The 24965-nt window shown below is 72.8% G+C and carries 26 protein-coding genes and 5 pseudogenes; 21 read left to right on the top strand and 10 right to left on the bottom strand.

Going from position 1 to position 24965, the window contains the following annotated elements; genetic code table 11:
* Nucleotides 1-614: 614 nt before the first annotated feature.
* The 7 genes and pseudogenes from ACRWNP_RS19275 to ACRWNP_RS19305 all read left to right on the top strand — a co-directional run bounded on the left by ACRWNP_RS19275 (nucleotide 615) and on the right by ACRWNP_RS19305 (nucleotide 4693).
* Nucleotides 615-1070: a hypothetical protein gene (locus ACRWNP_RS19275; RefSeq protein ID WP_431962932.1), complete on the top strand. Its 456-nt coding sequence runs from the start codon at nucleotides 615-617 to the stop codon at nucleotides 1068-1070.
* Nucleotides 1071-1431: 361 nt separating this feature from the next.
* Nucleotides 1432-2177: pseudogene (locus tag ACRWNP_RS19280) on the top strand (Ku protein).
* Nucleotides 2178-2188: 11 nt separating this feature from the next.
* On the top strand, nucleotides 2189-2746 hold the full coding sequence (locus ACRWNP_RS19285) for a DNA polymerase ligase N-terminal domain-containing protein (protein WP_431962934.1): 558 nt from the start codon (nucleotides 2189-2191) through the stop codon (nucleotides 2744-2746).
* A 169-nt stretch (nucleotides 2747-2915) separates the two neighbouring features.
* A complete protein-coding gene (locus ACRWNP_RS19290) occupies nucleotides 2916-3407 on the top strand; it encodes a GNAT family N-acetyltransferase (protein ID WP_431962936.1) in 492 nt (163 codons plus the stop codon).
* A gap of 149 nt (nucleotides 3408-3556) precedes the next feature.
* Nucleotides 3557-3859, top strand: a pseudogene (locus ACRWNP_RS19295) (sugar hydrolase); the annotation flags it as partial.
* A 16-nt stretch (nucleotides 3860-3875) separates the two neighbouring features.
* Nucleotides 3876-4025, top strand: a complete 150-nt coding sequence (locus ACRWNP_RS19300) for a beta-1,3-glucanase family protein (protein ID WP_431962938.1) — start codon at nucleotides 3876-3878, stop codon at nucleotides 4023-4025.
* A 101-nt stretch (nucleotides 4026-4126) separates the two neighbouring features.
* Nucleotides 4127-4693 carry a cysteine hydrolase family protein gene (locus ACRWNP_RS19305; RefSeq protein ID WP_431962940.1) on the top strand — a complete coding sequence of 189 codons (567 nt, stop codon included), beginning with the start codon at nucleotides 4127-4129 and terminating at the stop codon, nucleotides 4691-4693.
* 240 nt (nucleotides 4694-4933) lie between these two features.
* On the opposite strand, the pseudogene ACRWNP_RS19310 reads toward ACRWNP_RS19305, so the two are convergent.
* A pseudogene (locus tag ACRWNP_RS19310) lies at nucleotides 4934-5105 on the bottom strand (XdhC/CoxI family protein); the annotation flags it as partial.
* 37 nt (nucleotides 5106-5142) lie between these two features.
* Nucleotides 5143-5277 carry a hypothetical protein gene (locus ACRWNP_RS19315; RefSeq protein WP_431962942.1) on the bottom strand — a complete coding sequence of 45 codons (135 nt, stop codon included), beginning with the start codon at nucleotides 5275-5277 and terminating at the stop codon, nucleotides 5143-5145.
* Nucleotides 5278-5515: 238 nt separating this feature from the next.
* On the opposite strand from ACRWNP_RS19315, the gene ACRWNP_RS19320 reads away from it, so the two are divergent.
* From ACRWNP_RS19320 to ACRWNP_RS19340, 5 genes and pseudogenes are all read left to right on the top strand, one after another.
* Entirely contained in the window at nucleotides 5516-6406 is an 891-nt protein-coding gene (locus ACRWNP_RS19320) for an FAD binding domain-containing protein (protein WP_431962944.1), read from the top strand.
* Nucleotides 6407-6454: 48 nt separating this feature from the next.
* Nucleotides 6455-7012, top strand: a pseudogene (locus ACRWNP_RS19325) (zinc-binding dehydrogenase); the annotation flags it as partial.
* A gap of 147 nt (nucleotides 7013-7159) precedes the next feature.
* Nucleotides 7160-7465, top strand: coding sequence for a carbohydrate kinase family protein (locus tag ACRWNP_RS19330; protein WP_431962946.1), 306 nt, complete (start codon nucleotides 7160-7162; stop codon nucleotides 7463-7465).
* 134 nt (nucleotides 7466-7599) lie between these two features.
* Entirely contained in the window at nucleotides 7600-7971 is a 372-nt protein-coding gene (locus tag ACRWNP_RS19335; RefSeq protein WP_431962948.1) for an ASCH domain-containing protein, read from the top strand.
* 176 nt (nucleotides 7972-8147) lie between these two features.
* Nucleotides 8148-8300: pseudogene (locus tag ACRWNP_RS19340) on the top strand (hypothetical protein); the annotation flags it as partial.
* A 209-nt stretch (nucleotides 8301-8509) separates the two neighbouring features.
* Here the strand turns inward: ACRWNP_RS19340 and ACRWNP_RS19345 are convergent.
* Entirely contained in the window at nucleotides 8510-8668 is a 159-nt protein-coding gene (locus tag ACRWNP_RS19345; protein WP_431962950.1) for a hypothetical protein, read from the bottom strand.
* A 226-nt stretch (nucleotides 8669-8894) separates the two neighbouring features.
* Complete coding sequence (locus ACRWNP_RS19350; RefSeq protein WP_431962952.1) at nucleotides 8895-10094, bottom strand: PP2C family protein-serine/threonine phosphatase; 1200 nt, start codon at nucleotides 10092-10094, stop codon at nucleotides 8895-8897.
* A 295-nt stretch (nucleotides 10095-10389) separates the two neighbouring features.
* Here ACRWNP_RS19350 and ACRWNP_RS19355 point away from each other — a divergent pair, with 295 nt between their 5' ends.
* Together ACRWNP_RS19355 and ykgO are read left to right on the top strand one after the other, a co-directional pair.
* The gene (locus ACRWNP_RS19355) at nucleotides 10390-10623 is read left to right on the top strand and encodes a hypothetical protein (protein ID WP_431962954.1); all 234 of its coding nucleotides are present in this window, start codon (nucleotides 10390-10392) and stop codon (nucleotides 10621-10623) included.
* A 363-nt stretch (nucleotides 10624-10986) separates the two neighbouring features.
* Nucleotides 10987-11109: a type B 50S ribosomal protein L36 gene (ykgO, locus tag ACRWNP_RS19360; protein ID WP_018562490.1), complete on the top strand. Its 123-nt coding sequence runs from the start codon at nucleotides 10987-10989 to the stop codon at nucleotides 11107-11109.
* Here ykgO and ACRWNP_RS19365 read toward each other — a convergent pair.
* The gene (locus ACRWNP_RS19365; protein WP_431962957.1) at nucleotides 11090-13324 is read right to left on the bottom strand and encodes a SpoIIE family protein phosphatase; all 2235 of its coding nucleotides are present in this window, start codon (nucleotides 13322-13324) and stop codon (nucleotides 11090-11092) included. The two genes, ykgO and ACRWNP_RS19365, sit on opposite strands and share 20 nt — an antisense overlap.
* 236 nt (nucleotides 13325-13560) lie before the next feature.
* On the opposite strand from ACRWNP_RS19365, the gene ACRWNP_RS19370 reads away from it, so the two are divergent.
* From ACRWNP_RS19370 to ACRWNP_RS19380, 3 genes are all read left to right on the top strand, one after another.
* Complete coding sequence (locus tag ACRWNP_RS19370; protein ID WP_431962959.1) at nucleotides 13561-14424, top strand: chitosanase; 864 nt, start codon at nucleotides 13561-13563, stop codon at nucleotides 14422-14424.
* 344 nt (nucleotides 14425-14768) lie between these two features.
* The gene (locus ACRWNP_RS19375) at nucleotides 14769-16160 is read left to right on the top strand and encodes an L-lactate MFS transporter (protein WP_431962961.1); all 1392 of its coding nucleotides are present in this window, start codon (nucleotides 14769-14771) and stop codon (nucleotides 16158-16160) included.
* On the top strand, nucleotides 16157-16309 hold the full coding sequence (locus ACRWNP_RS19380; RefSeq protein WP_431962963.1) for an MFS transporter small subunit: 153 nt from the start codon (nucleotides 16157-16159) through the stop codon (nucleotides 16307-16309). Before ACRWNP_RS19375 ends, ACRWNP_RS19380 begins: the two co-directional genes overlap by 4 nt.
* A 323-nt stretch (nucleotides 16310-16632) precedes the next feature.
* Here the strand turns inward: ACRWNP_RS19380 and ACRWNP_RS19385 are convergent, their stop codons facing one another.
* Entirely contained in the window at nucleotides 16633-17058 is a 426-nt protein-coding gene (locus tag ACRWNP_RS19385) for a hypothetical protein (protein ID WP_431962965.1), read from the bottom strand.
* A 160-nt stretch (nucleotides 17059-17218) separates the two neighbouring features.
* Here ACRWNP_RS19385 and ACRWNP_RS19390 point away from each other — a divergent pair, with 160 nt between their 5' ends.
* The 3 genes from ACRWNP_RS19390 (at nucleotide 17219) to ACRWNP_RS19400 (ending at nucleotide 20833) form a co-directional block, all read left to right on the top strand.
* Entirely contained in the window at nucleotides 17219-17575 is a 357-nt protein-coding gene (locus ACRWNP_RS19390) for a DUF427 domain-containing protein (protein ID WP_431962967.1), read from the top strand.
* A 145-nt stretch (nucleotides 17576-17720) separates the two neighbouring features.
* Nucleotides 17721-19379: an FAD-dependent oxidoreductase gene (locus tag ACRWNP_RS19395; RefSeq protein WP_431962969.1), complete on the top strand. Its 1659-nt coding sequence runs from the start codon at nucleotides 17721-17723 to the stop codon at nucleotides 19377-19379.
* Nucleotides 19376-20833: an ATP-binding protein gene (locus ACRWNP_RS19400; protein WP_431962971.1), complete on the top strand. Its 1458-nt coding sequence runs from the start codon at nucleotides 19376-19378 to the stop codon at nucleotides 20831-20833. Before ACRWNP_RS19395 ends, ACRWNP_RS19400 begins: the two co-directional genes overlap by 4 nt.
* A gap of 21 nt (nucleotides 20834-20854) precedes the next feature.
* On the opposite strand, the gene ACRWNP_RS19405 is transcribed toward ACRWNP_RS19400, so the two are convergent.
* From ACRWNP_RS19405 to ACRWNP_RS19420, 4 genes are all read right to left on the bottom strand, one after another.
* Nucleotides 20855-21184 (bottom strand): YkvA family protein, encoded by a 330-nt coding sequence (locus ACRWNP_RS19405; protein WP_431962973.1) that lies wholly within the window; start codon nucleotides 21182-21184, stop codon nucleotides 20855-20857.
* A 93-nt stretch (nucleotides 21185-21277) separates the two neighbouring features.
* Nucleotides 21278-21730, bottom strand: a complete 453-nt coding sequence (locus ACRWNP_RS19410) for a hypothetical protein (RefSeq protein ID WP_431962975.1) — start codon at nucleotides 21728-21730, stop codon at nucleotides 21278-21280.
* Nucleotides 21731-21882: 152 nt separating this feature from the next.
* Nucleotides 21883-23079, bottom strand: coding sequence for a low temperature requirement protein A (locus tag ACRWNP_RS19415; protein ID WP_431962977.1), 1197 nt, complete (start codon nucleotides 23077-23079; stop codon nucleotides 21883-21885).
* Between the two features lie 79 nt (nucleotides 23080-23158).
* Complete coding sequence (locus ACRWNP_RS19420) at nucleotides 23159-24028, bottom strand: SigB/SigF/SigG family RNA polymerase sigma factor (protein WP_431962979.1); 870 nt, start codon at nucleotides 24026-24028, stop codon at nucleotides 23159-23161.
* Between the two features lie 186 nt (nucleotides 24029-24214).
* Between ACRWNP_RS19420 and ACRWNP_RS19425 the strand changes: the two genes are divergently transcribed.
* Nucleotides 24215-24622 (top strand): ATP-binding protein, encoded by a 408-nt coding sequence (locus ACRWNP_RS19425; protein WP_431962981.1) that lies wholly within the window; start codon nucleotides 24215-24217, stop codon nucleotides 24620-24622.
* Nucleotides 24623-24965 lie beyond the last annotated feature (343 nt).

Raw genomic sequence — 24965 nt, forward strand, 5'->3', positions numbered from 1 at the left:
AGCGGTCGGGGCGGGGGCAGCGGTCGCGGGCATTCTCACAGGAAGCGGAGGGGAAGTGGGGGCACCCGGGCCGTACGGTGGCACGCCGCACGCGGAGTTCCCGTCCGGCGCGGCTTCGGGCACGCTGTCCACGGCGGAGGGCCGGGCGGCAGGACGGCCGGGAGCGACGGGGAGGGCGCATGGCAGGGGTACGCACCGGGGCGGAAGGCGACGAGGTGCCGGTGACGGCCGTGCTCAGGAATGTGGGGCCCCGGGCGACCGACGTCGTCGCCGGCTGACCGGTCTTGGCGCCGCGCACTGCCGGGCCCTCACGGGCCGGACCCCAGTCGTCGTACTGCGGAACGTGCCGGAGGGGCACGCCGCGTCGGCCGGCGCCGCGCTGCGCGCCGCAGGGGCCACCGCCGATGTCGGAGATCCCGAGCGGACGCCGGACCTCGACCGGCCCTCGCCCAGGGACGGGAGCGGCCACTGCCGCCGGAGGTCTTACGGCTGCTGAAGGACGTGGGGGCTCCGCCGCGGCTCGCGGCCCATCTGCGGCTCGTGCACGACGTGGCGTGCGAACTGCTCGCGTGGGCCCGGGAGTACAGCCGTCCCTGGTCGTGGACCGTGGAGCCGTGCGCTTCGGCGCGGCCACTCATGACATCGGCAAGGCACTGCACGTCGCCGAGTTGTCCGCGCCGGGCAGCGCTCACGAGAGGGCGGGCCGCGCGCAGCTGCTGGCGCAGGGCGTCACGCCGCGCCTCGCGCGCTTCGCCGCCACGCACGGTTCGTGGACGGACGCGGCCGTCACCATGGAGGACCTGCTGGTGAGCGTGGCCGACAAGGTCTGGAAGGGCAAACGCGTCACGGAGCTGGAGGACCTGGCGTCGACCACCTGGCCGGGGCGCGTGGGCGGCCAGTGGCACGACGGCGTGGTCTGGCACAAGATCCGGTACCGGTACGGGCGGCACGCGGTCCAGGTGAAGGTGACGTTCCTCGAGGGCGAGGGCTTCCCCGTCGTCTACTGGCGCACGTACTGGTGGAACCCGGACGCGATCCGGGTCGTGAGCTTGAACGGACCTGTCGGTTGACAGCAGCCGACAGGCCCCGGACGCCGTCTTCCTCAGTAGTGGTCCGAGAAGGAGTGTCCGCAGCGTCCGCATTCAAACCCTTCGCCAACGAACATGATGCAGCTGCACTTGTAGCACGCGCCGTAGCCCTGGCGTAGTGGTTGCGGCATGAGGGAAGTGAGGGAGTTGCGGCGAGGTTTTGCGTGGGGGCGAAGCCTCTGCCTCTCGGCTGACAAAGTGGACATGTCAACATCGAAGCACGTCCTCACCTTGGTCGCACTTTGATCGGTCCCCGGCCGTGGCCAGCCGGGTTCACCCGGGACGTCACTGGCCCGGAGCAGCACCTCGCACGGTGTACCGCCCCGGGTTCCACGCTGTCGTTATGCGCGCGATCTGGACCGGCTACGTCAGCTTCGGCCTGGTCAGCCTGCCCGTCCGCCTCTACTCGGCGACCGAGGAGCACGGCACGGGGTTCGATCGGGTTCATGCGCGCGATGGCTCCGGGATCAGGCACCGGAGGGTGTGTGAGAGTGAGGGCGTGGAGGTCCCGCAGTCGGAGATCGCGCGCGGGTGTGAGCGACCGGACGGCCGGACCGTCGCGCTCCTCGGGGAGGACCTGGCCGCGCTCCCCCCGACGAAGCGCACGGTTGAGGTCCTGGGGTTCATCGACGCGGGCGACGTCGACCCGGTGCTCTACTCCCGCCCGTACTGGGTCGGCGCGGCCGGGGAGCAGGGGCAGCGGCCGTATGCGTTGCGGTTGAGGCCCTGGCACGGCACGACAGCGTGGCGGTCGCCAAGGTCACCTTGCGCACCCGGCTGCGGCTGGCAGTGCTGAGGCCACGGCTCGGGATGCTCGTGCTCCACACGCTGCTGTGGCCGGAGGAGATTCGCGAGCCCGGCGATCTGTCCTCGCCGGCGCCGGTGACGGAGCGGGAGCTGGAGCTTGCCGTGCTGCTGATGGACCAGCATGCCGGAAGGGAGATCGCCGAGCTCCACGACGAGTACGCGGCAGCGCTGAGGCAGCTGGTGGTGGCGAAGATGACGGGGGCGGGGCTGGAGGAGCCGGTGCCGGCCATGGACCTGATGGCGGCGCTGGAGGCGAGCATCCGCGAGGCCGGGGGGCGTTGACGCGCGCCTGCGTGTGCGCTGTGCGGGCACGCGATCGAGCGCCGCCTCATTCGTGGGATGCCGGGGTGTTCTTCGTGGTGCAGATCCACGACGCGAGCAGCATGCTCTTCGACTTCCGGCTCGTGGTGGACGGCGTGCTGAAGAGCTGGGCCGTCCCCAAGGGTCCGTCCGGCGATCCCCATCACAAGCGCCTCGCGGTACCGACCGGGGACCACCCGCTGGAGTACGCGGACTTCGAGGGCGTCATCACCTCCGGGGAGTACGGCGGCGGCACAGTCGTCGTCTGGGACGAGGGCGGCTACCGGCCGCTCACCCACGGCCCGTTGGCGGAGGCACTGGCACACGGTCACGCCTCGTTCCGGCCGAACGGCACGAAGCTGCGCGGTGGTTACTCCCTCACCCGCACCCACGGCGGCCCGGACGGCAACCGCGAGGCGTGGCTGCTGGTCAAGCGGGTCGACGAGCACGCCTGCGCCCACCACTCCACCGACCCCCGGCGCGCCCGCTCGGCCCGCTCGGGCCGGACGCTGCGGCAGGTGGCGGCCGGGTCGGAGCCGGAGCGGCCGTGACGGTCCGCGCGCCGGACGCCGTAGGGAGCACGGATACGCCCCCGCCGGGCCGGCTTCCCGGGGACGTGTGGGCGCGGCAGCGCCGTCGCAGGGGCCTGCTGCGGCACCGGGTGCGGCGGGCGACGGTGCGCAGGTAGGGTCGTCGGCCGGACGCGAGAGACGGGGGACGATGGAGCTGCTCCGGGCCGACGAGCCGGGCGGGCCCGAACCGGCGTACGCCCGCGCCGTGGCGGGCTGGACCGCCACCGCGCGCGAGGTCGCCCTGTGGTGCGGCCGGCAGGAGCACCCGGTGCCGGACGAGGTCGTCGCGGGCTGGCGGGACGCGGAGGACGTCGAGGCGTACCTGCTGTACGACGGGCGGGAGCTCGTGGGCTACGGCGAACTCTGGCTGGACGCCGAGGGGGACGAGGTCGAACTGGCCCGCGTCATCGTCGCACCCTCCGCCCGCGGCCGAGGCGTCGGGCGGCGCCTGATCGCCGAACTGACCGCCCGGGCCCGGCTGACCGGTCTGGCCGAGGTCTTCCTGCGCGTCCACCCCGACAACGCCGGCGCCCTGCGGTGCCACCTCGGGGCAGGGTTCCTCCCCGTGCCCGCGGAGCAGGCCGCGGAGTGGAACGTGCCGCAGCCGGTCGCGTACGTCTGGCTGCGGCACGCGGGCTGAGACGGCGCCGCCGGGCGGGGCCGGCTTTGTCCCCATCAACAATCCCGCAATGGATTGACATGCCCTCATCAGGGCTTGACGCTTGAGAGCGCTCTCACGAGCTTTACCGCCCTCGCGGCGCACCTCCGCACCACACAAGGAGGAAGCACGTGCACATCCCACGCAAGCGGTTCCCGGCCCTGTTCGCCGCGCTGCTGACGACGGTCGGCCTCACCGTCCTCGGCACCTCGTCCCCCCGCGCCGTGGCCGCCGTCCCCGCCACCATCCCGCTGACGTTCACCAACAACTCCGGCCGCAACGAGCCCGTCCACCTCTACGACCTGGGCACCGAGCTCGCAACCGGCCGCCAGGGCTGGGCCGACGCGGGCGGTACCTTCCACCCCTGGCCGGCCGGGGGCCACCCGCCGACCCCGGCACCCGACGCCTCGATCGCCGGACACGAGCGCGGCCGGCTTCTACCAGGACGCCGTGACCAACCACTACGCCCGTGAGATCCACGCGCGGATGGCCGACGGCAAGGCGTACGCCTTCGCCTTCGACGACGTCGGCAACCACGAGTCGCTGGTCAACGACCCCGGCCAGCAACAGGCGTACATCACGCTGGACCCGCTCGACTAGGGCAGCAAGGAACCCGGGCCGGGCCGTCCGGGCCCGATTGTCAGTGGCGCGGCCTAGGGTGGGGACGACACAGGAACCGTGACGAGAGACTGGAAGTCCCCATGACGACCCTTTCCGACCGTCCGAACTCCGCGCTGCTCGTCATTGACGTCCAGAACGGGGTGGTGACCGGATCCCACAACCGGGACGACGTCATCGCGAACATCAACACCCTGATCGGCAAGGCACGGGCCGAGGACGTGCCGGTGATCTGGGTGCAGCACTCGGACGAGGGCCTCCAGAAGGGCAGCGAGAGCTGGCAGTACGTGCCGGAGCTGGTGCGCGAGGAGTCGGAGCCGCTGATCCACAAGCTCTACGGCGACTCCTTCGAGGACACCGAGCTGGAGGCGGTGCTCGCCGACCGCCGCGTGGGCCGGCTCGTCGTCACGGGCGCCCAGACCGACGCCTGCATCCGCTCGACCCTGCACGGGGGGCTCGTCCGCGGCTACGACGTCACGCTCGTCGGCGACGCGCACACCACGGAGGACCTCAGCTCCTACGGGGCGCCCGGCCCGGAGCTGGTGATCGCGCACACCAACCTCTACTGGCAGCACCAGAGCGCTCCCGGGCGCCGCGGCGGCACCGTCGACACCGCGGAGGTCTCCTTCACGGCAGCCGACGCGGGGTGAGCCGCCCGGGCCGAAGCGCCCGCCCGTCGGACCGGTGCAGGCGACCGCGGACCGTGCGCTGTCCCCGACGTCGGCCTGCCCGAGGCCCTTCGTGAAGCCCGTTCCTCCCCGTGGGCCGTGAGGGCGGCTGCCGGGCGGCGCCTGGCAGCCGCCGCGGGAGCGCGGAGATGGGCGGGCCACTGCGAAGCCGGCACGTTTCCCCGATCCGCGTTGCCGTGTTCTCCCGCGGATCATGGCCCATCAGCGGTCGCCGGACCCCGCGTGGACCGCCGCAGCGTGGATCGGCCCCTCCGAGCCGCCGAGCGGGGACCCAGAGCCGCCGCGCCGCCCCGCGATGATCTGGGCGGCGATCGAGACGGCCGTCTCCTGGGGTGAGGGCGTCGAGGACGACCGGCGAGCTGAGGCGGGCGAGTCCGGCGTGAGTCCGCGAGCTCACGCATCGCGGCGCCTCAGACGAGCCAGACGACGAGCAGGACGACCGCGACGACCACCACGACCGCGACTGCGGCCGGCATGGCCCGCTTGAGCACAGCGCCCTTGGCGACACCCACGAGGTCGATCGGCTCGGGCTCCGCGGGTGACACCAAACGACTCGGTGGCGGCCTTGACCGATCCCGGTCGGGCCACGGCGACGAAGGCCCGCAACTGCGTGTGTCTCAGGGGGCCATTACATCTGTTCGAGCGTCAACTGCGTCAGTCAGGATTGACCATTCTCTGCAGTTGCCGTTGACCGACCTCGTCCGCGGCGCGAGTGTTCCCCCCACGTGCACCACCCCGCATCGACCCACACCGTCCACCGTCCGGGCAGGGAAGGAGGGTGCCGTGCAGGTACCCGCTTCGTTCGAGTACCAACGGGCGCAGAGCGTGGAGGAGGCCCTGGAACTGCTGGGGCGCTTCGGCGAGGAGGCCAGGGTCCTCGCGGGAGGGCACAGCCTGCTCCCCATGATGAAGCTGCGGCTGGCCGGGCCGGAGGTGCTGGTCGACATCAACGACCTCACCGAGCTCGACCACATCGACGAGACCGGCGGCGAGCTGCGGGTCGGCGCCCTCACCCGGCACCGCACGCTGCTGGAGTCGCCTCTGGTCGGCCGGTACTTCCCGATCATCCACGACGCCGAGCGGGTCATCGCCGACCCGCCGGTGCGCAACCGAGGCACCCTCGGCGGCTCGCTGTGCCAGGCCGACCCGTCCGAGGACCTGTCGGCGGTGTGCGCGGCGCTGCACGCGGTCGCCGTGATCCGCGGCGCGGACGGCGAACGCAGCGTCACCATGGCCGACTTCCACCGCGGCCCGTACGAGACGGCGGTCGGCGCCGGGGAGATGCTCACCGAGGTACGCTTCCCCGTCCGGCCGGACTCCGGCAGCGCGTACGAGAAGCTCGAGTGCAAGGCCGGCGACTGGACGCTGGCGGCGGCCGCCGTGGCGCTCTCCCTCGACGACGGGCGCATGAGGCACGTCGGCGTGGGTCTGGCGGCGGTCGGCGCCGACGGGCTGCACGCGGAGGCGGTGCAGGAGCTCCTGGAGGGCCGCGAGCCGTCGCCGGAGCTCTTCGAGGAGGCCGGGCGCGTGGCGTCGGCGAGCTGCTCGCCCGTCACCGACCACCGCGGAACGGCCGATTACAAGCGGCATCTGGCCGGAGACCTGACCAAGAGGACCCTGCGACGCGCCGTCGCGCGGGCCGGCGCCCCCGCCGCTGCGGTGAGGGAGGGATGACGGACGCGCGGATCACGGTGAACGCCAACGGCGAGGACCACACCCGTGATGTCGTGCGCCGTACGCGGCTACGACGTGCCGCGCAGCCGGCTCGGCGCCCACGTGCTGATCTACGGCTCCGGAACGACGGGCCTGATGATGCTGGAGCTCGCCGAGCGCACGGGGGCGGCGAGCGTGGACGTCGTCGACGTCAACCCCGAACGGCTCGCCACCGCACGGCTGCTGGGCTGCGACCGCACGGCCGCCTCGGCGCAGGAGATCGTCCGCCCCCGCGGCTGGGAGGTCGTCGTGGACGCCACCGGCAACGCCGCCGCGATCCAGGACGGGCTGCGAAGGGTCGGCAGGGGCGGCACCTTCCTGCAGTTCGGCGTCGCCGACTACGCCGCCCGCGCGGTCATCGAGCCGTACCGGATCGACAACGAGGAGATCACCATCACGGGCTCCATGGCGGTCCCGCACAGCTACGAGCGGGCCGCCGAGCTCTTCGCCGCCGGGGTGCTGGACCCCGGGGTGTTCATCAGCGACCGCTTCCCGCTCACCGACTACCCGCAGGCCATCGAGCGCTTCACGGCGGGCATCGGCCGCAAGATCCTGGTGCGGCCGTGACGACGCCCGCCACTCTGGTCGCCGGCGAGACGCTGACCGACGTGGTCGCCGGGCCGGGCGGGACCGCGTCGAACGGCCGGTGGCCCTCGCCGACGTGGCGAAGGCCGGCAGGAGGACCTCGGCCGGCTCCACCCCGGACGCGATCCCGTGGAGGTCGCCGCCGACTGGGCGCGCCGCGGTCCGCGCCTGGTCGTCCTCACCCGGGGCGCGGAAGGCTCCGACGCCCACTGGGCCTCGGGCGGACGGCACCGGGTCCCCGCCCACCCGGTGCGCGTCGTCGACACGATCGGCGCCGGTGACGCCTTCATGGCGGGCCTGCTCGCCGGTCTCCTCTCCGCCGGACTGCTCGGCACGGGGGGGCCCGCAGGCGACTGCGCGCGGCCGCGGACGGCGGTCCCGTGCCGGCCGCGGTGGCCGGCGCCCCGGCGCTCGCCGCGCGGGTCGCGGCTCTGACCTGCGGGCGGGCGGGCGTGGACCCGCCGTTCCTGGCGGAGGTGGCGCCCGTCGTGTGATGATCCGGCGGACGGCACTCCCACGCACCGAGGGGCGATACGACGATGTGGCCGCGGGTCGACGGAATGCGCTCCATGGAGCTCGGCACACCCGACGCGCTGCGGGACGAGCTCAACTCCCTGGTCCTGGCGGGCAAGAAGACCGCCACGACCGGGCTGCTGTCCGAGTACGTCGAGGAGACCGAGGGTCTGGAGTTCGTCGGCGAGCGGCTGGCCCTGCTGGACCGGGAGAGCCACTGCGTCGGCGTCATCGAGATCACGGGCGTGGAGGTGACGGCTTTCGTGGACGTGACGTGGGAGCACGCCGCCGCCGAGGGCGAGGGGGACGCCTCCCTCGCCGACTGGCGGGCCGGGCACCGCCGTTTCTGGGAGCGTGCGGGCACTCCTGTCGCGGACACGACGCCCGTGGTGTGCCTGGAGTTCCGGCTCGTCACCGCGGGCGGCTGACCGTGCGGATCCGCATCGAGGCGCGCGACCTGCCCTGCCGCGCCTTCGGCGACCCGCCCCGCGGAACTCCCGGACCCCCGGCCCGGTGACGCCGAGGAGGCGACGGGGGACCTCGACTGCCGGATCCGTGAGGCCCCGGGCGGGCTCGACGTCACGGGCCCTACGTCCAGGGCGGCCCCGGCGCCCGCTTCGTCCACCTGTCCTGGGCACCGTGGACCGCCCGGGCGACTTCACGATGTTCCGCCGCGCCACGCTCATGCTCGACGGCTTCGAGCCCCGCACGCTGCGGGAGGCCGCCCGCACCGGGACGCTCGTCGGGCTGGGCCTGACCGATGCCGGGTCGGCCCGCTGCGCGCTGCCGTACGGCCGCCGCTCATCACGTGGTCGGCGCCCGCGCCGCACGCCGCCGACCGACGACGCGCGCTTGAGCGGAACCACCACCCCACCGGTGGGCGCGCCCGCGGTCCGCACGACCGCTTCCGCTTTCCCACCGGCGCCGGGCAGTGGTCCCGCTCCGTCACACGGGGGCTCGGGTCCCTCAGTCCTCTCCCCTGACGATGTTCCAGTCCTTGCCGCTGTCGGGCTCCCGCTGCGGCGGATTGCCCCGGCCCTCCTTCACGACAGCGGGCCGGCACGTGCGTATCTGCTGGTCGCGGGGAATGCGGGTACTGGTCGGGTGGCCGTTGCGTGTGTCCACGGCTGGGCGCCTCCTCAGGTCTACGACACCGCATACCCATTCGAACGTGATTTACACGACATAACATTCCTGATCATGACATGCTTTCCGCATCGATCCACGTCGCAGCGGGGGGGCGTCGCGCTGCGCGGTGGCCACGGTACGGACCGTGCCGACCAGGGCGTGGGCGCGCGGTCACGCTGTGCGGCTGCCCAAGGCGCGCGGCGGAAACCCCGGGCGCCCCGATTCAGCGCGTGGGATGCCACTCGGCGAGCAGGACGGTGGCATCGTCGTCGAGACGCCCGTGCCGGTGCGCCAGGATGGCGTGGACGAGCCGCCGCAGGACCTCCGGCGCGGGATCTCCGAGCGCGGTGGCGTGCACGACGTACTCGGTGAGGCGCCGCTCGCCGAACTCGTCGCCGCCCTCGACGCGGCACTCGGTCACACCGTCGGTGTGGATCAGGATCCGGTCACCGGGCTCCAGGCTCGTGGAGTGGACGGAACGCGGCCGGGCGCCGTACTCGGGACCGAGTCCGAGGGGCAGGTCCGGGTCGCGTTCCAGGGCGCCGGTGACGACGTGCCGGGCGCGGATCAGCCGGGGCGGGGGGTGCCCGCAGTTCGCCCACGCGAACTGGCCGCTGCGGACGTCGAGGTCGGCGAAGACCGCGGTGGCGAGCCGGTCCGGGATCCACTCGGCCAGGGTCTCGTCCACGGTCTTGACGATCTCGCCCAGGTCGGCGCCGGCCCGCCTGGCCGCCCGGCAGCCGGCCAGCGCGACGGCCGCCGCGAGTCCCGAGGCGAGGTCGTGGCCCATCGCGTCGACCACCGTCAGGTGCAGGTGGTCGTCCTGCAGGCTGTGGTCGAAGGCGTCGCCGCCGATCTCGTAGGCCGGTTCCAGCACCGCGCTGGAGGTCACCTCGGCGGTGCCGAGGGTCCGCGGCGGGAGGAAGGCCCACACCAGTTCCGCGGCGGCGCTCATCGGCCGGCTGCGGACGAGCCGCAGCATGTCGTCACTGAACCCCGTCTTGGAGACGATCGTCAGGGTCGTGACGTCGGCGAGCGCGCGGCAACGGGCGAGCAGTTCCGGGTCGATCCGGTGGGCGACGACCTCCATGACGCCGATCCGCTCCACGCCGTCGACGAGCGGGAACCACATCGTGATCCGGTCGCCCCGCTCGCTCAGGCGCAGCGAGACCGTCCGGTAGGCGGCGCCGGCGGGCGTGCCGTCGACGGCCACGGCGCGGCGGGCGGGTGCGGCCGGAGCGCCGGGCAGCGGGACGAGCCTGGACTGCTGGACGTCGGCGAGGAGGACCGTGACGTCGTCCAGGCCCACCTCGTGGGCGGCACGTGCGAGGGCGGCGCCCCAGTCCTGTGGGGCGACCTCGTGCGAACGCTGCAGGAGCCCGCTCAGCAGGGTGCCGAAGCCGGAGTCGTCCACCGTCACCATCACCTATCGGTGCGCCGTCCCCGTCGCGGGGCCGGAACGTGTGGCACCTGCCCCGGACGCCACGACCGAAACGTCGCACCGGCCCTGGCCTGCGGCTCCGCCCGGCGGCGCGGCGGCGCGGCGGCGCGGGGCTCCACGGATCGCCTACAGGCGCCGGTTCCCCAGAACGTCATATTCCAGCAAATCGAGTGCTATACGGGCGTGCCGCACCTTAACGGACACGGCCCAGGCCCGACGCTTCTGGTGTCCCACCCGTGCGGGTGCCCACGGCACCCGCGGAGACAGGAGTCGATCCATGCGCGTTTCCCGTTTCGTGGCCGCGGTCGGTGTGGCCGTGGCCGTCGTCCTGGGCGGTGCGGCGGGCGCCGGTGCCGTCACGCCGGAGTCCGTCCGCGCCCACGGCACGCACGCCACGCACGGCGACCACGGCCGCGGCCACCACAGCCACCACGGCAAGCGTCACCACCACCGCTGGCACGGGCACCGCCTGCACCGTCACCACCATGTTTTCCACCACCACCGCCGCTGACCCGCGGCCCGATCCAGACGGACCCCCCCGGGGGCGCCGCTCCGCGAACGCGGAGGGCGCCCCCGGGCGCGTGCGGGCCCGCAGGCTCAGGCGGTCTGCGCGCCGCGCAGCGCGGCGTACGGCCCGCCGCCCCCCGCGGATCCCGGCGTACGAGGTCCCGGAGCCGCAGGTCGCGGGCATCGCGGAGTCCGGATTCGAGTCGCCCGGATTCGGGTCGCCGGGCTTCGAGTCGCCCGCGTCCCCCGGCCCGGACTTCACCGGTCCCGGTCCGCTGGGCGGCACGGACCCGGACGACGGGGAAGAAACCGTGCCCTCCCCGCGTTGGCATGGGCGGATCAAGAACCGCCTGAAAGGAGGCGAGCGGTGAAGGTACGTGCCTCGCTGCGTTCCCTCAAGAACGCCCCCGGCTCGCAGATCGTCCGCCGCCGCGGCCGCGTCTACGTGATCAACAAGAGGGACCCCCGCTTCAAGGCCCGCCAGGGCTGACCCGCGGATCACGAAGGGCGCCGCGCGCCGTCTCACCACGGCGCGCGGCGCCCCGTTCGCGTCCGGGTGACCGGGGCGGCGCCAGGGAGCGCAACAGCAACAGCGCGATGTCGTCGCTGCGCCGCCGGCGCTCGGCGGTAAGGGCGAGCACGCCGTCGGCGACCCGGTCCAGCGAGAGCTCACCGGCCGCCGAAAGGTAGTCCGAGAGGCCGGCCAACTCGGCGTCGACGTCCGTCCCCGGGCACTCGACCAGCCCGTCGGTGTAGAGCATGAGGACCGACCCTGACGGGAACGGGAACTCGACGGTGCGGTAGACCGCCTCCGCGTCGATGCCCAGCAGCGGTCCCTGGGCGAGGTCGAGCGTCCGCACACGGCCGCCCGGGTCCCGCAGCAGGGGGTGCGGGTGGCCGGCCCCCGCCGCCATCGCCCGCTGCCCGTCCGGGTCGAGGTGCAGGTACAGGCAGCTGGCGAGCAGATCCACGGCCAGATCGACCAGCAGCCGGTTCGTGCACTCCATGACCTGGCCGGGGGACTGACCGACGGCGGAGTACGCCCGCACCGCAGTACGGACCTGGCCCATCAGACCGGCCGCGGCGACGTTGTGCCCCTGCACGTCGCCGATCACGGCGGCCGGCCGGTCCCCCACGCGGAGCAGGTCGTAGAAGTCGCCGCCGATGTCCATGCCCTCGGTGCCCGCCAGGTACCGCGCCGCCGCCTCCAGGCCCGGGAACGCCGGCAGGGTCCGCGGGAGCAGCGCGGACTGCAGGCCGTGGGCCAGCCGGTGCTTGGCGTCGTAGAGCCGCGCCCGCTCCAGGGCCTGGGCGATCAGCCCGCCGAGGCTGGTCAGCAGGGCCCGCTCGTCGGCCCCGAAGCGGTGCGGTTCCGGATACCCGAGAACGCAGGTGCCGACGGCGCGACCGGAGGCGATCAGTGGGAGGTAGGCCCACGCCGCCATGCCGTCACAGACCGGCGGGCGGTCGGGGAAGCGCTCCCGCATCTCCCGCTCGGACTCCATGAACGCCGGCGCACCGCCGGCGAGCACCTGGGCGACGGGCGTCGGCACGGACATCGCCATGCCGTCGTAGCGGTCGAGGATCGACGGATCGCGGTAGCCCCGGTGGCCGAGCACGCGCATCCTCCCGGCCTCCGGGGTGACCACGGCCACCACCCGGCTGCCGACGGCGGGCATGATCTCGTCGGCGACCAGGTCGATCACGTCCTGCACGCTGACGGCCTCGGTGAGCGCCCCGGACAGGTTCACGAGGTGGGAGACGGCCACCAGGCCGATCGCGGGCTGCGCCGGACCCCGCGCCGCGAGAGACGCGGGGTCCCGCGCCACCGGGCCGCGGGCCGATGAGATGAGCACGCTGACGCCGTTGCTGCTGGGATGGAGCTGGAAGGTGAGCCAGTCGCCCGGCGGGCGCAACGCGGTGAACGAGGTGGCCTGTCTGCTGATCAGCGCCGCGCGGTGCCGCTCCTGGTGCACCGAGTCGTCGAGCCAGGGCAGCGTCCGCCACAACGGCTGCCCGAGCAGCTTGCGCACCGGTACGCCCAGCCGGCGGGAGGCCGCCCCGTTGGCGTAGGTGACCCGTCCGTCCAGGTCGAGGGAGCACAGCCCCTCCGGCAGCCGGCCCACCATGCGCACCGCCTCGACCCCCGAGGAGACCCTGGTGACCGGGGCGCCGATCGTCACGTCCTGCCCGCGCCGGACCGGCCGGCCCGCGGCCGCCTCGTACTCCAGACTCCGGGCGAGCCGGCCGCAGGCCGCCTCCAGGTGCTCGCGCTCCCAGTCGGACAGCTCGGGCGGATGGGCGCCCGGCCAGGTGACGAATACGGAGCCGTAGACGGCGTCGGCGGTCGCGACGGGCAGTGCGGCGAGGGTGAACGGGTACGGCAGGACGAGCGCTATCCGCGGGTACCGGCGCGCCATCTCCTCCTCGCTGCCGACCCAGACCAGCCTGCGTTCCCGCACCGCCTCCACCACGGGGATCGGGGCGCCCAGCCCGACTCGCTCCCAGGGCGCGGCGAAGGCGCGGGGCAGGCCGGCCATCACGGCCATCTCCAGCACCGGCTCGCCGGGCGCGAGGAGGTAGATCCCGCCCGTGTGCGCCCGCACGCCGTCCATCATCGCGAACAGCGCCGGTGCCAGCAGGCCTTTGCCCGTCCGCTCCCCGGCGTCGGGACGGGACGAAGCGGGAGGGGACCCGTCCGGCACGGGTATCACCTCCTCCGCCTCTTCCCGTCCAGACTGCATCGGCGCCGCGTGGCGCGCATGCGGGGGACGCACTGGCGGACACGGCCGGGCGTCCAGGGGGCGCCGTCAACTCCCTTGAACCTGCGGTCAGATGACTTGCGGCGCTTTTGTTCGAACCTCTTGGCGTTCGCCTGGCTCGGTGCTTCAATGTGACGCTGTTAGGAAGGTTTCCTAACTTCCGACCCACGGAGTCACCCGTGCAGATCCCCCCACACCGTCATGCACGCACCCTCCCCCGCCGACGTGCCGTCCTCTACGCCACCGCCGCGCTGACCGCGGGCGTCCTGGCCGTCGGCGCCGGCACCCTCGCCTCGGCCGCGCCGGGACGGCCGGCCGCCGCGGCGGCCGGGGCCGGGCTCGACGACCCCCGCAAGAAGGACATCGCCATGCAGCTGGTGTCCAGCGCCGAGAACTCCTCCCTGGACTGGAAGGCCCAGTACAAGTACATCGAGGACATCGGCGACGGCCGCGGCTACACCGCGGGCATCATCGGCTTCTGTTCCGGGACCGGGGACATGCTCGAGCTCGTCGAGCTGTACACCGACCGCAGGCCCGGCAACCCGCTCGCCCGCTACCTGCCGGCACTGCGCCGGGTCAACGGGACCGACTCGCACAGCGGCCTCGGCTCCGGCTTCGAGAGCGCCTGGCGCAGCGCCGCCGCGGACGCGGCGTTCCAGCAGGCGCAGAACGACGAGCGCGACCGCGTCTACTTCGACCCCGCGGTCAGGCAGGCCAAGGCCGACGGACTGCGTGCGCTCGGCCAGTTCGCGTACTACGACGCGATCGTCATGCACGGCCCGGGCGAGGACGAGGTCAGCTTCGGCGGCATCCGCAGGACCGCCCTGTCCCAGGCCAGGACCCCCGCGCAGGGAGGCGACGAGACGGCGTACATCGACGCCTTCCTCGACGCGCGCACGGCGGCGATGAAGACCGAGGAGGCGCACAGCGACACCAGCCGGGTCGACACGGAGCAGCGCGTCTTCCTCGACACCGGCAACCTCGACCTCGACCCCCCGCTCAAGTGGAAGGTCTACGGGGACGGTTACACCATCGACCAGTGACCTCCCCACACACCGCCGCGGGCGGCCTCCCCGACCGGGGCCGCCCGCAGCGGCGCCGGGCCCGGGCCAGTTCCGGGCTGTCGACGCCGTACATGCCCGCCAGGTCGACGTCCGGGACCGGGCCCGTGTACATGCGCGCGGCGGACGAGGCCCGGCCAAGCCCCCTACGCACCCGCCCGTGAACCCCCGCCGTTCCGGCGCGGCGCCGCCGACGGCGGGACGGATGCCGCGCGGCCCTCGAACACACCTGCCCCAAGGCAAGTTCATCGCCCGGCGCCCCTACCCAGGGATGAATGAAAGTTGTACGGTCCCCGGGGTCATGTCCCCTCAGGGAGGTACTCGCCATGGCGTCAATGGGCGTACCCGACGTCCTCACCCGTGCCCGCACCGTCGCACCGCCGGGCTGGAGCCGCTGGCTGGTACCGCCGGCCGCGCTCTCCATCCACCTCGCCATCGGGCAGGCGTACGCCTGGAGCGTCTTCAAGCCTCCGCTGGAGTCCTCGCTCGGGCTGAGCGGCACCCAGTCGGCGCTGCCGTTCCAGCTGGCGATCGTCATGCTCGGGCTGTCGGCCGCGTTCGGCGGCACGCTCGTCGAGCGCAACGGCCCGCGGTGGGCCATGTGCGTGTCGGCCCTCTGCTTCTCCTCCGGCTTCCTCATCTCGGCCCTCGGCGCCGCCACGCGCCAGTACTGGCTGATCGTCCTCGGCTACGGCCTCGTCGGCGGCATAGGCCTCGGCATCGGCTACATCTCGCCGGTCTCCACGCTGATCAAGTGGTTCCCCGACCGGCCCGGGCTCGCCACCGGCATCGCCATCATGGGCTTCGGCGGCGGCGCGCTCATCGCGTCGCCCTGGTCGACGGAGCTGCTCTCCTCCTTCGGCGCGGACTCCTCCGGCATCTCGCAGACCTTCCTGGTGATGGGCCTGGTCTACGCGGCCTTCATGACCTTCGGGGTGCTGCTGGTCAGGGTCCCCCCGGACGACTGGCGGCCCGCCGGCTGGAACCCGGAGGCCGACGCCGTGCGCCCGCTCGTGACCACCGGCCAGGTGTCGGCACGCAACGCGCTGCGCACCCCGCAGTTCTGGTGCCTGTGGGTGGTGCTCTGCATGAACGTGACGGCGGGCATCGGCATCCTGGAGAAGGCCGCACCGATGATCACCGACTTCTTCGCGAACACCTCCACCCCGGTGTCGGTCACGGCCGCCGCCGGTTTCGTCGGGCTGCTGTCGCTCGGCAACATGCTCGGCCGGATCGGCTGGTCCGCCACCTCCGACCTGGTCGGGCGGAAGAACATCTACCGCCTCTACCTCGGTGCGGGAGCGCTGTTGTACCTGCTCATCGCCCTGGCCGGAGACGACTCCAAGCCGCTGTTCATCATCGCGGCCGCCGTCATCCTGTCCTTCTACGGCGGCGGGTTCTCCACCGTGCCCGCCTACCTCAAGGACCTCTTCGGGACGTACGAGGTGGGCGCCATCCACGGGCGGCTGCTGACCGCCTGGTCCACGGCGGGCGTGCTCGGGCCGCTGATCGTGAACGCGATCGCCGACCACGAGAAGTCGGCGGGACGGACGGGTCCCGACCTCTACTCCACATCCTTCGTCATCATGATGGTGCTGCTGGTCGTCGGTCTCGTCGCCAACGAGCTGGTACGCCCGGTCCATCCGCGCCACCATGACGGACCGTCCGCCGGGCCCAAGGCCACGACCGGACCCGAGTCGGAAGGAGCCGTCCGATGACCGCCCCGAACCCCGCACCCGCCGCCGACGCCTCCACCGGGAGCGGCCGGCTGCCGCTGATGGCCGTCGCCTGGCTGTGGGTCGGCGCGCCCTTCGCCTACGGTGTCTACGAACTCGGCCTGAAGCTCAAGCAGTTGTTCACCGGCTGACCGGCGCCGCCGGCGCTCGCCAGGGGCCGCCCCGTCCACTGGGACAGGGCGGCCCCATCGCGCGCCGCCCACCACCCGCGCACGGCGGCCGGGAAAGGCGCCACGGTGTGCGCCGTCGTGGATCTTCCGGAGCGCCACCGGGCCGAAGTCCTCGTCCCGCGGACCGCGTTCGCCGGGACGGACACGGTGGCGCTGCGGGTGTGGGCGTGGCGGACGACGGCGATCGGTCTCCCCCGGCGCCCGGGGTCACCGTCCTGGGCACCTGGGACGACCGTCAGGGGCCGGCCCGCCTGGAGCGCCACCGGCCGGCCGCCACGCCCGGGTCATGAGGTCGGCACGGCGTACCAGCGGCCGTCCCGCTGGTGGACCAGGTGGTGGGCGGCGAGGCTGTCGATGTGCCGCGCGATGGTCGCGGGCTGGTAGCCGACGCTGGCGCTCAGGTCGTCGATGGTCGTCCCGTCCCTTCCGGCCGCGCGCAACTGCTGGAGGGTCTTGAGCGCCGTACGGGCGAGGCCGGACTCCTCGGGGCGGGGCTCGGCGGGCGCCGGCACGGGAGCCGCGGCAGGAGCCGGGACCGGGACCGGCGCCGTTGACGCGGCCGGGGCGGGAACGGGGACGGGTGCCTGAGTGCCTGACGGGATGGGCGGGGCCGGGGTGGCCGGACCGGCGGCGCGTACGGGGGCGACGGGCCTCGGCGTGCGATTGACCGTGCGGTGCTTGCGGCCCTTCTGGTGGCGGCGGGTGCTCATCGGGCGGTCCTCCTTCGCTGTGATCTTGAAGGGCCAACGGGGCACCGCCGCCGGAGTCACGCAGATGCGTGCATGCGGGGGACCCGGGGGCGCCCGGGGAATGTGCGGCGGCGCCGCCACCGTTGCACCGGATCCGGACGGAACCGAGGAAGGGAAGCCCATGCCCCCCACGGACAGCCGCCGCGGTCACCGCGTCGACGCGGTACCCGGCACACAGCACGTGACCGTCACGATCGACGGCAAGGTCGTGGCCGAGACCCGGCGGCCGGTACTGGTCCACGAGACCGGTCTGCCGGTGCGCTACTACATCCCGCCGCAGGACGTGGACCTCGCGCTCTTCCGCGCCAGCGACACCAACACCACCTGCCCCTACAAGGGCGTCGCCTCCTACTGGTCGTACGCCGGCCACAAGGACGTCGCCTGGGTCTACGAGGAGCCGCTCGCGTCGGTGCCCGAGATCACGGGCCATCTCTCCTTCTACGACACCGTGGCCGTCGTCGCGGTCGAGGACGCCTGACCGGACGGACGGTACGCGTCGGCGCACCGTCCGTCACCACGTGCGGGGACAGCGCCAGGGCATGTGCCGGTGCCCCACGCCGCACTTGAAGCACGACTGTTCGGTTTGCTGCGCACGACGGCCCCCTTGGAGCAATGATGGTCACATGGCGAATCCGACGATCCTGACCGTCGACGACGATCCCGCAGTCTCCCGTGCCGTGGCCCGGGACATTCGCCGAAGGTACGGCGACCGCTACCGGGTGGTGCGCGCCACCTCGGGGGACGAGGCCCTGAGCGCGCTGCGGGAGATCAAGCTGCGAGGGGAACAACTCGCGGTGATGCTCGCCGACTACCGCATGCCGAAGATGAACGGGGTGGAGTTCCTCGAGGCGGCGATGGACCTCTTCCCACTCGCCCGCCGTGTGCTGCTCACGGCGTACGCCGACACCAGCGCGGCCATCGACGCGATCAACATCATCGACCTCGACCACTACCTGCTGAAGCCGTGGAGCCCGCCGGAGGAGAACCTCTACCCGGTGATCGACACCCTGCTGGACGCGTGGATCGCCACGCCGGACCCGACGGCGTCCCAGACGCGCGTGGTGGGCCACCGCTGGTCGGCGCCCTCCTTCAAGGTGCGTGACTTCCTCACCCGCAACCTGGTGCCCTACCGCTGGCTGCCCGCCGAGGAGCCCGAGGCCGAGCAGTTGCTGACCGCGGCCGGGCTGACCTCCGCCGACGTGCCGCTGGTGGTGACCGACGACGGGACGGCGCTGGTGCGGCCCACGGAAGCCGAACTCGCCGCCCACGTGGGGCTGAGCACCGTCCCGGCCTCCGACTTCTACGACCTGGTGGTGGTCGGCGGCGGCCCCGCCGGCCTGGGCGCGGCGGTGTACGGCGCATCCGAGGGCCTGCGCACCGTGCTGGTGGAGCGCCGCGCGACCGGCGGCCAGGCGGGGCAGAGCAGCCGCATCGAGAACTACCTCGGCTTCCCGGACGGCGTCTCCGGCGCCCAGCTGACCGACCGGGCCCGCCGCCAGGCAACGAAGTTCGGGGCGGAGATCCTCAGCACCCGGGAGGTGGTCGCGCTGGAGGCGGCGGGCACCGGACGAGTGCTGACCTTCGGCGACGGCAGTTCCATCGCCGCGCACACGGTGGTGCTGGCGACCGGCGTGGCCTACCGGCGGCTGGACGCGCCGGGGCTGGCGGAGTTCACCGGGGCCGGGGTCTTCTACGGCTCGGCGATGACCGAGGCCATGAACTGCGCGGGCCAGGAGGTCTACATCGTCGGCGGGGCCAACTCGGCCGGACAGGCGGCCGTCTACTTCTCCCGCAACGCGCGCAGGGTGCACCTGCTGATCCGCGGCGCGGACCTGCACCGTTCGATGTCGCAGTACCTGATCGACCAGATCGCGGCCATCGACAACATCGAGGTCCGCCCCTGCACCGAGGTCGTCGGCGGCAAGGGCGCCGACCACCTGGAGCAGCTGCTGCTCCGCGACGCGAAGACCGGCACGGTGACCACCGTGGACGCCTCGTTCCTGTTCATCTTCATCGGCGCCGAGCCCCGCACGGACTGGCTGGAGGGCGTCGTGGAGCGGGACCGGCGCGGCTTCGTGATCACCGGCCCCGATCTGATCGCCGGCGGCAAGCGGCCCGCGGGCTGGCCGCTCCCCCGTGACCCGTACCACCTGGAGGCCAGCGTGCCGGGCGTCTTCGCCGCCGGTGACGTGCGGGCCGAGTCGGTCAAGCGGGTGGCCTCCGCGGTCGGCGAGGGCGCGATGGCCGTATCCCTGGTGCACCGATATCTGGAGGCGCAGTGACCACGACGGACCGGCTGGGACCGGAGCAGCTTCGGACCCTGTTCCTGTTCGAGTCGCTCGGTGAGAAGGAACTGGCCTGGCTGGGCGAACAGGGCCGGGTGGAGCGGGTCCCGGCGAACAGTCCGGTCTACGCCGAGGGCGACCCGGCGACCTGCTTCTACGTGCTGCTGAGCGGCACGGTGTCGCTGGGCAGGCTCGTGCGCGGCGACGTGGTGGAGGTCAACCGCACCGACCAGCGGGGCGTGTACGCCGGGGCGACGCAGGCGTACCTCGGGGACCGGGTGGAGCAGATCTACCCCAACTCGCTGAAGGCGGTCACCGACTGCGAGTTCTTCGTGGTCCCGGCCGACGATTTCGCCGGGGCGATGCGCCGCTGGTTCCCGATGGCGGTGCACCTGCTGGAGGGGCTGTTCTTCGGCTACCGCAAGCAGAACACGATCGTCGGGGAACGCGAGCGGCTGCTGGCGCTGGGCTCGCTGTCCGCCGGTCTCACCCACGAGCTGAACAACCCCGCCGCCGCCGCGGTGCGGGCCACCTCGGCGCTGCGCGACCGCGTGGCCGGCATGCGGCACAAGCTGGCGATGATCGCGGACGGCCGGCTCGACACCCGGCAGCTGCACGAGCTGGTCGAGTTGCAGGACGCCGCGATCAAACGCATGGCGTCGGCGCCCGAGCGGTCGGCGCTGGGGGCGGCCGACGCCGAGGACGAGCTGACGGACTGGCTCGACGACCACGGCGTGGCCGGCTCCTGGGAACTGTCCTCGACACTGGTCGCGGGCGGTGTCGACGCCGAGTGGCTGGACTCCGTGGGCGACGCGGTCGGCGAGGACCGGCTGGAGGCGGCGATCCGCTGGCTCACGTACACCCTCGACACCGAACTGCTCATGGGCGAGATCGATGACGCCGTCACCCGGATCTCCGGACTGGTGGGGGCCGCGAAGCAGTACTCGCAGCTCGACCGGGCCCCGCAGCAGACGGTGGACGTGCACGCGCTGCTCGACGCGACGCTCACCATGCTCCAGGCGAAGATTCCCGGCGGGGTGCGGGTCGTCAAGGAGTACGACCGCAGCCTGCCGCAGATCCAGGCGTACGGCGCCGAGCTCAACCAGGTGTGGACCAACCTCATCGTCAACGCCCTGGACGCCATGGAGGGTTCGGGCACCCTGACGCTGCGCACCTTCTGGGACGGCCCCGACCGCCTGGTGGTGGAGGTGGGCGACACCGGACCCGGCATCCCTCCGGAGATCCGGCCACGGATCTTCGAACCGTTCTTCACCACCAAGCCGGTGGGCGAGGGCACCGGACTGGGCCTGGACATCTCGTACCGCATCGTGGTCAACAAGCACCACGGCGACATCCGTGTCGAGGCGCGCCCCGGCGACACACGCTTCACCGTGTGCCTGCCGGTCGCCCAGCCCGAGACGCAGCCGGGGGACGCGGAGCAGACGGGCTGAGCCTTCCACCGGACCGCCGGTTCAGGCCACCGGGCTCTTGGGAAGGGTCCGGGCGCGGTCGCGGCCGACGGGCAGCTGTCCGTCGGCCGCGCTCTTGAGCGAGCGCAGGGCCAGCAGCAGCACACCGATGTCGTCGATGAGGATCGGGTCGGGCAGCAGGTCAACGGGGCACACCAGGTAGATCACCGCGGCCCAGAACGCCAGCTTGCCCGAGCGCGGCACGTCGGCGCTGCGCAGCAGAGTGCGGATCCGCGCCATCTTCACCACAAGCACCACGGCCACCGCGAGCATCACCACCACGGCCAGCGCGGCGATCACGAGGGCCGCTGTCGACCAGTCACCCAGGTCCATGTCTGCCTCCCTCGCTCCCGTGTACCCGACGGGCGTGTGCGGAAACGGTACCCGAACCGGACAGGGGGCGAGCACAGCCCGTGCGGCCCGCCGTCATGCGCCGGCTCGCGGCGTGCCTTCGGCTGCCGGACGGTGCCGGCGGATGAAGGCGGTCAGCCTGCCGTAGGCGTCCCGCAGTTCGTGGCGGGCGTAGTCCTCGCGAACGTCGATGAGGGCGCCGTGGGAGGCGGTGGGGTCGACCGTGAAGCGGTCGTGCCAGCCACCCCCGGAGGCGATGATCACGGCGGCGTCGACCCCGTCGAACTGGTCGGCGGTGATGTCGACACGCAGTCCGTTCTTCTCGATCCACGCGTGGGAGGCGCGGTTCTCCCATGCGCTGACATAGGTCCACACGCCCTGCCCGTTCTCGTACAGGTACTGGCCGAGCAGGATCGAGGCGTCCCCGCAGGAGCCGTGCGGGAAACGCTCCAGGGAAACCAGGCCCGGGTCGGGGCAGTCGAGGATCGCCTGCCGGAATCCGAGGACCAGTGTGCGAAGTTCGGACACCCGCGGAGTCTAACCCGTGAAGATCATCGGCGGGACCCGTGGAACCGGCCCTTCCGCCGGACACGGATCCGGCCGCCCGCGGGGCGGGGACCCGTGGGGGGGATGCCGCTGACAGCTGCCGGAACCGGTACCCGAGCCACCCGCCGCCGTTCTCAGGCGGCAGGCGGGCGGCGGGAGTGCAGTACTTCGCCCACGGCGACCGCCGCCGCCATGGCGACACCCGCCACCGGCACCGCCGCGCTCCCGCAGAAGGTGCTCGCCAGCACCAGCACGGCGCAGACCGGCAGCACCGCGTGCTCGGCGAACCCGCGCTTGGCGCTGCGGGAGTGGATCAGCCAGACCGTCAGCAGGAAGAGCGCGGTCGGCAGTGTGGCGGCGGCCGCGGCGGCCGGCTGCGAGATGTGCGCCTGGTGCACGGCCTGTTCCACCACCACCTCCAGCCCCGCGCCGATGGCGGCGGCCGAGCCGAAGACGAGGTAGTGCCCGTAGCCCCACAGGAACGCCCGCGCGTTGCTGGTGAGGTGCTGGTGGATGGGAATGGCGAAGTAGATCCAGTAGGCGGAGAAGACGATGAGCAGTCCCCCGAGCGCGATGGGCAGCAGCTCGCCGAGTACGGAGAACTCGTCGACGGCGGACTGCACGGCCACCGTCGCGGCGGCCACCGACTCACCGAGCACGATGATCGTGAAGAGGCCGTAACGCTCCGAGATGTGGTGCGGGTGCCAGGTGGTGCGGTGCGCCCGCTCGGCCCAGGCGGGCACCGCCAGTTCCGCGACGGCCAGGATCAGGAACCCCCAGTTCCACAGCCCGCCGACGGGCTGGAGCAGCAGGACGACCCACCCCACCTGGACGACGACCAGACCGCCCGCGTAGCTCAGCGCCGTGGTCCGTGCCGGTCCGGAGGCGTTGCGGGCCGCGCGCAGCCACTGGAAGGCGAGCGCGACGCGCATGATGATGTAGCCGGCCACGGCGATCGAGAAGTCGCCGGCGTCGAAGGCGCGCGGGACCCCGGCCGCCAGCACCAGGACGCCGGCGATCTGGACGAAGGTGGCGATGCGGTACGGCACGTCGTCGGTGTCGAAGGCCGAGGCGAACCAGGTGAAGTTCAGCCACGCCAGCCAGATCGCGAAGAAGACCAGGCAGTAGCCGAGGACCCCGTGCCCCGGACGGCCCTCGGCGACCGCGTGCACCAGCCGGGCGCCGGCCTGGGCCACCGCCACCACGAAACACAGGTCGAAGAGCAGCTCCAGCGGGGTGGCGACCCGGTGCGGCTCGTGCGGGTCGCGGGCCGTCATCGGGACCAGCGGACGGAAGCGGCGTTCCGGCGGGACGTGGACGTGATCGGTCATCCGCGCATCGTAGGCGGTGCTCGCGTGCCCGCGCCCGAGGGGACCGGGCGCGGGCACGTGGCGGGTGACGGGGCGGAGGTCAACCGGTGCAGCCGTCCTGGAGCAGTCCGGCCCGCAGCCGGGCCAGGGTGCGCGAGAGCAGCCGCGAGACGTGCATCTGCGTGCAGCCCATGATCTCGCCGATCTGAGCCTGCGTCAGTTCCTCCACGTACCGCAGATGGAGCAGCCGCCGGTCGCGTTCGCCCAGCTCCACGACGAGCGGTGCGAGGGAGCCGAGGTCCTCGACGAGTTCCATGGCGGGGTCGACCGCACCGATGAAGTCGGCGAGCACCGTCTCCCCGTCGTCGCCGTCGTCGCCGTTCATGGCGGCGTCGAGGGAGGACGCGGTGTAGCCGTTGGAGGCCACCTGGGCCTCGACGACCTCGGCCTCGGAGACGTCCATCAGCGCCGCGAGCTCGCTCACCTTCGGTGCGCGGCCCAGCCGGGAGGACAGCTCGTCCCTGGCGCGGGCCAGCTCCACCCGGCGCTCCTGCAGGCGGCGCGGCACGTGCACGGCCCAGGTCGTGTCGCGGAAGAACCGCTTGATCTCACCGACGATGTACGGCACCGCGAAGGTGGTGAACTCCACCTCGCGCGAGATGTCGAACCGGTCGATGGCCTTGATCAGCCCGATCGTGCCGACCTGGACGATGTCCTCCATCTCGTCGCTGCGGTCGCGGAACCGCCTGGCCGCGAAGCGCACGAGCGACATGTTCATCTCGATCAGGGTGTTGCGGGCGTACTGGTATTCGTGCGTGCCCTCCTCGAGCACCGTCAGGCGCTCGAGGAAGAGCTTCGACAGGCGGCGCGCGCTCGCGGGGGCCACGCTGCTCGGGTCGGTGATCCGCGGCAGTACGTCGACCCCGGGGCTCTCGACCCCGGTGCTTGTCCCGCTCACGTGGGCGATCACGGCTCCTCCTCGCACCTCTGCACCTCTATGTCGTGTTCCCGTACGTTGCCTTCCGGGTACCCCCTCCTCCGCGAAGCATTCCCCGCGCTCCCGGAAGAGCGACGTGAATCGCGCCAAAGGCAGCGTAGGACCGGCCAGTCAGGGCAGACCAGAGGAGGACCGATGATGCCTACGGGGTGATCGCGCGTGTACAGCATTGACCTGGACGCGGAGGGCGGGGGGATCGTGCGCTCCGCCGCTGCGGACCGGCCGCTGCCCGCCACCGTCGGCGAGGCACGCGACTTCGCCCGCGCCCGGCTCGCGGGCGTCGACCCGGAGCGCGTCGAGGACTGCCTGCTGGTGGTCTCCGAGCTGGTCACCAACGCCTTCCGGTACGGCGGCGGACTGGCGGCCCTCGACGTGGTGGTGGCCCCCGACGCGATCCGCCTGTCCGTCCAGGACCACAACGACCGACTGCCCGCCTCGCCCGAGCCCTCCGACCGCTTCCTGCCCGGCGGCTACGGCCTGCGGCTGGCGCGTCGGCTGGCCCGGGACATCCAGGTGACGCCGCTGCGGGCGGGCGGCAAGGTCATCCATGTGCACCTGCCGCTCTGACGGGGCGCGCCTCCCGACGTCGCACGTACGGAAGGGCGGGCGTCAACATCGGGCGGTCGTCGTCCTGATCGCGCTCGCCGCGGTCGTCACGACGCGGCGCGGCAGCGGCACGGGAGCGCTCAGGCGCCGTTTCGGACCGCAGTACGAACGCACGCCCGGCACGAGGGCGACACGGAGGCGGCGCACAGGGAGTTGCGGGAGCGCGTCGACCGGCACGGCGGTCTTCCCCCCGGGCCGCTGAGCGCACGTCAGGCCGAGGAGTGCCGCGTCGAACGGGCCACGCTGCAGGAGCGGTTCGTGGACTCCCCCGCGCGGACGGTGCGGGACGCGTGGGAAACCCGAG

Source organism: Actinacidiphila sp. bgisy160, assembly GCF_965342435.1.
In the GTDB taxonomy this organism is placed as follows: Bacteria; Actinomycetota; Actinomycetes; order Streptomycetales; family Streptomycetaceae; genus Actinacidiphila.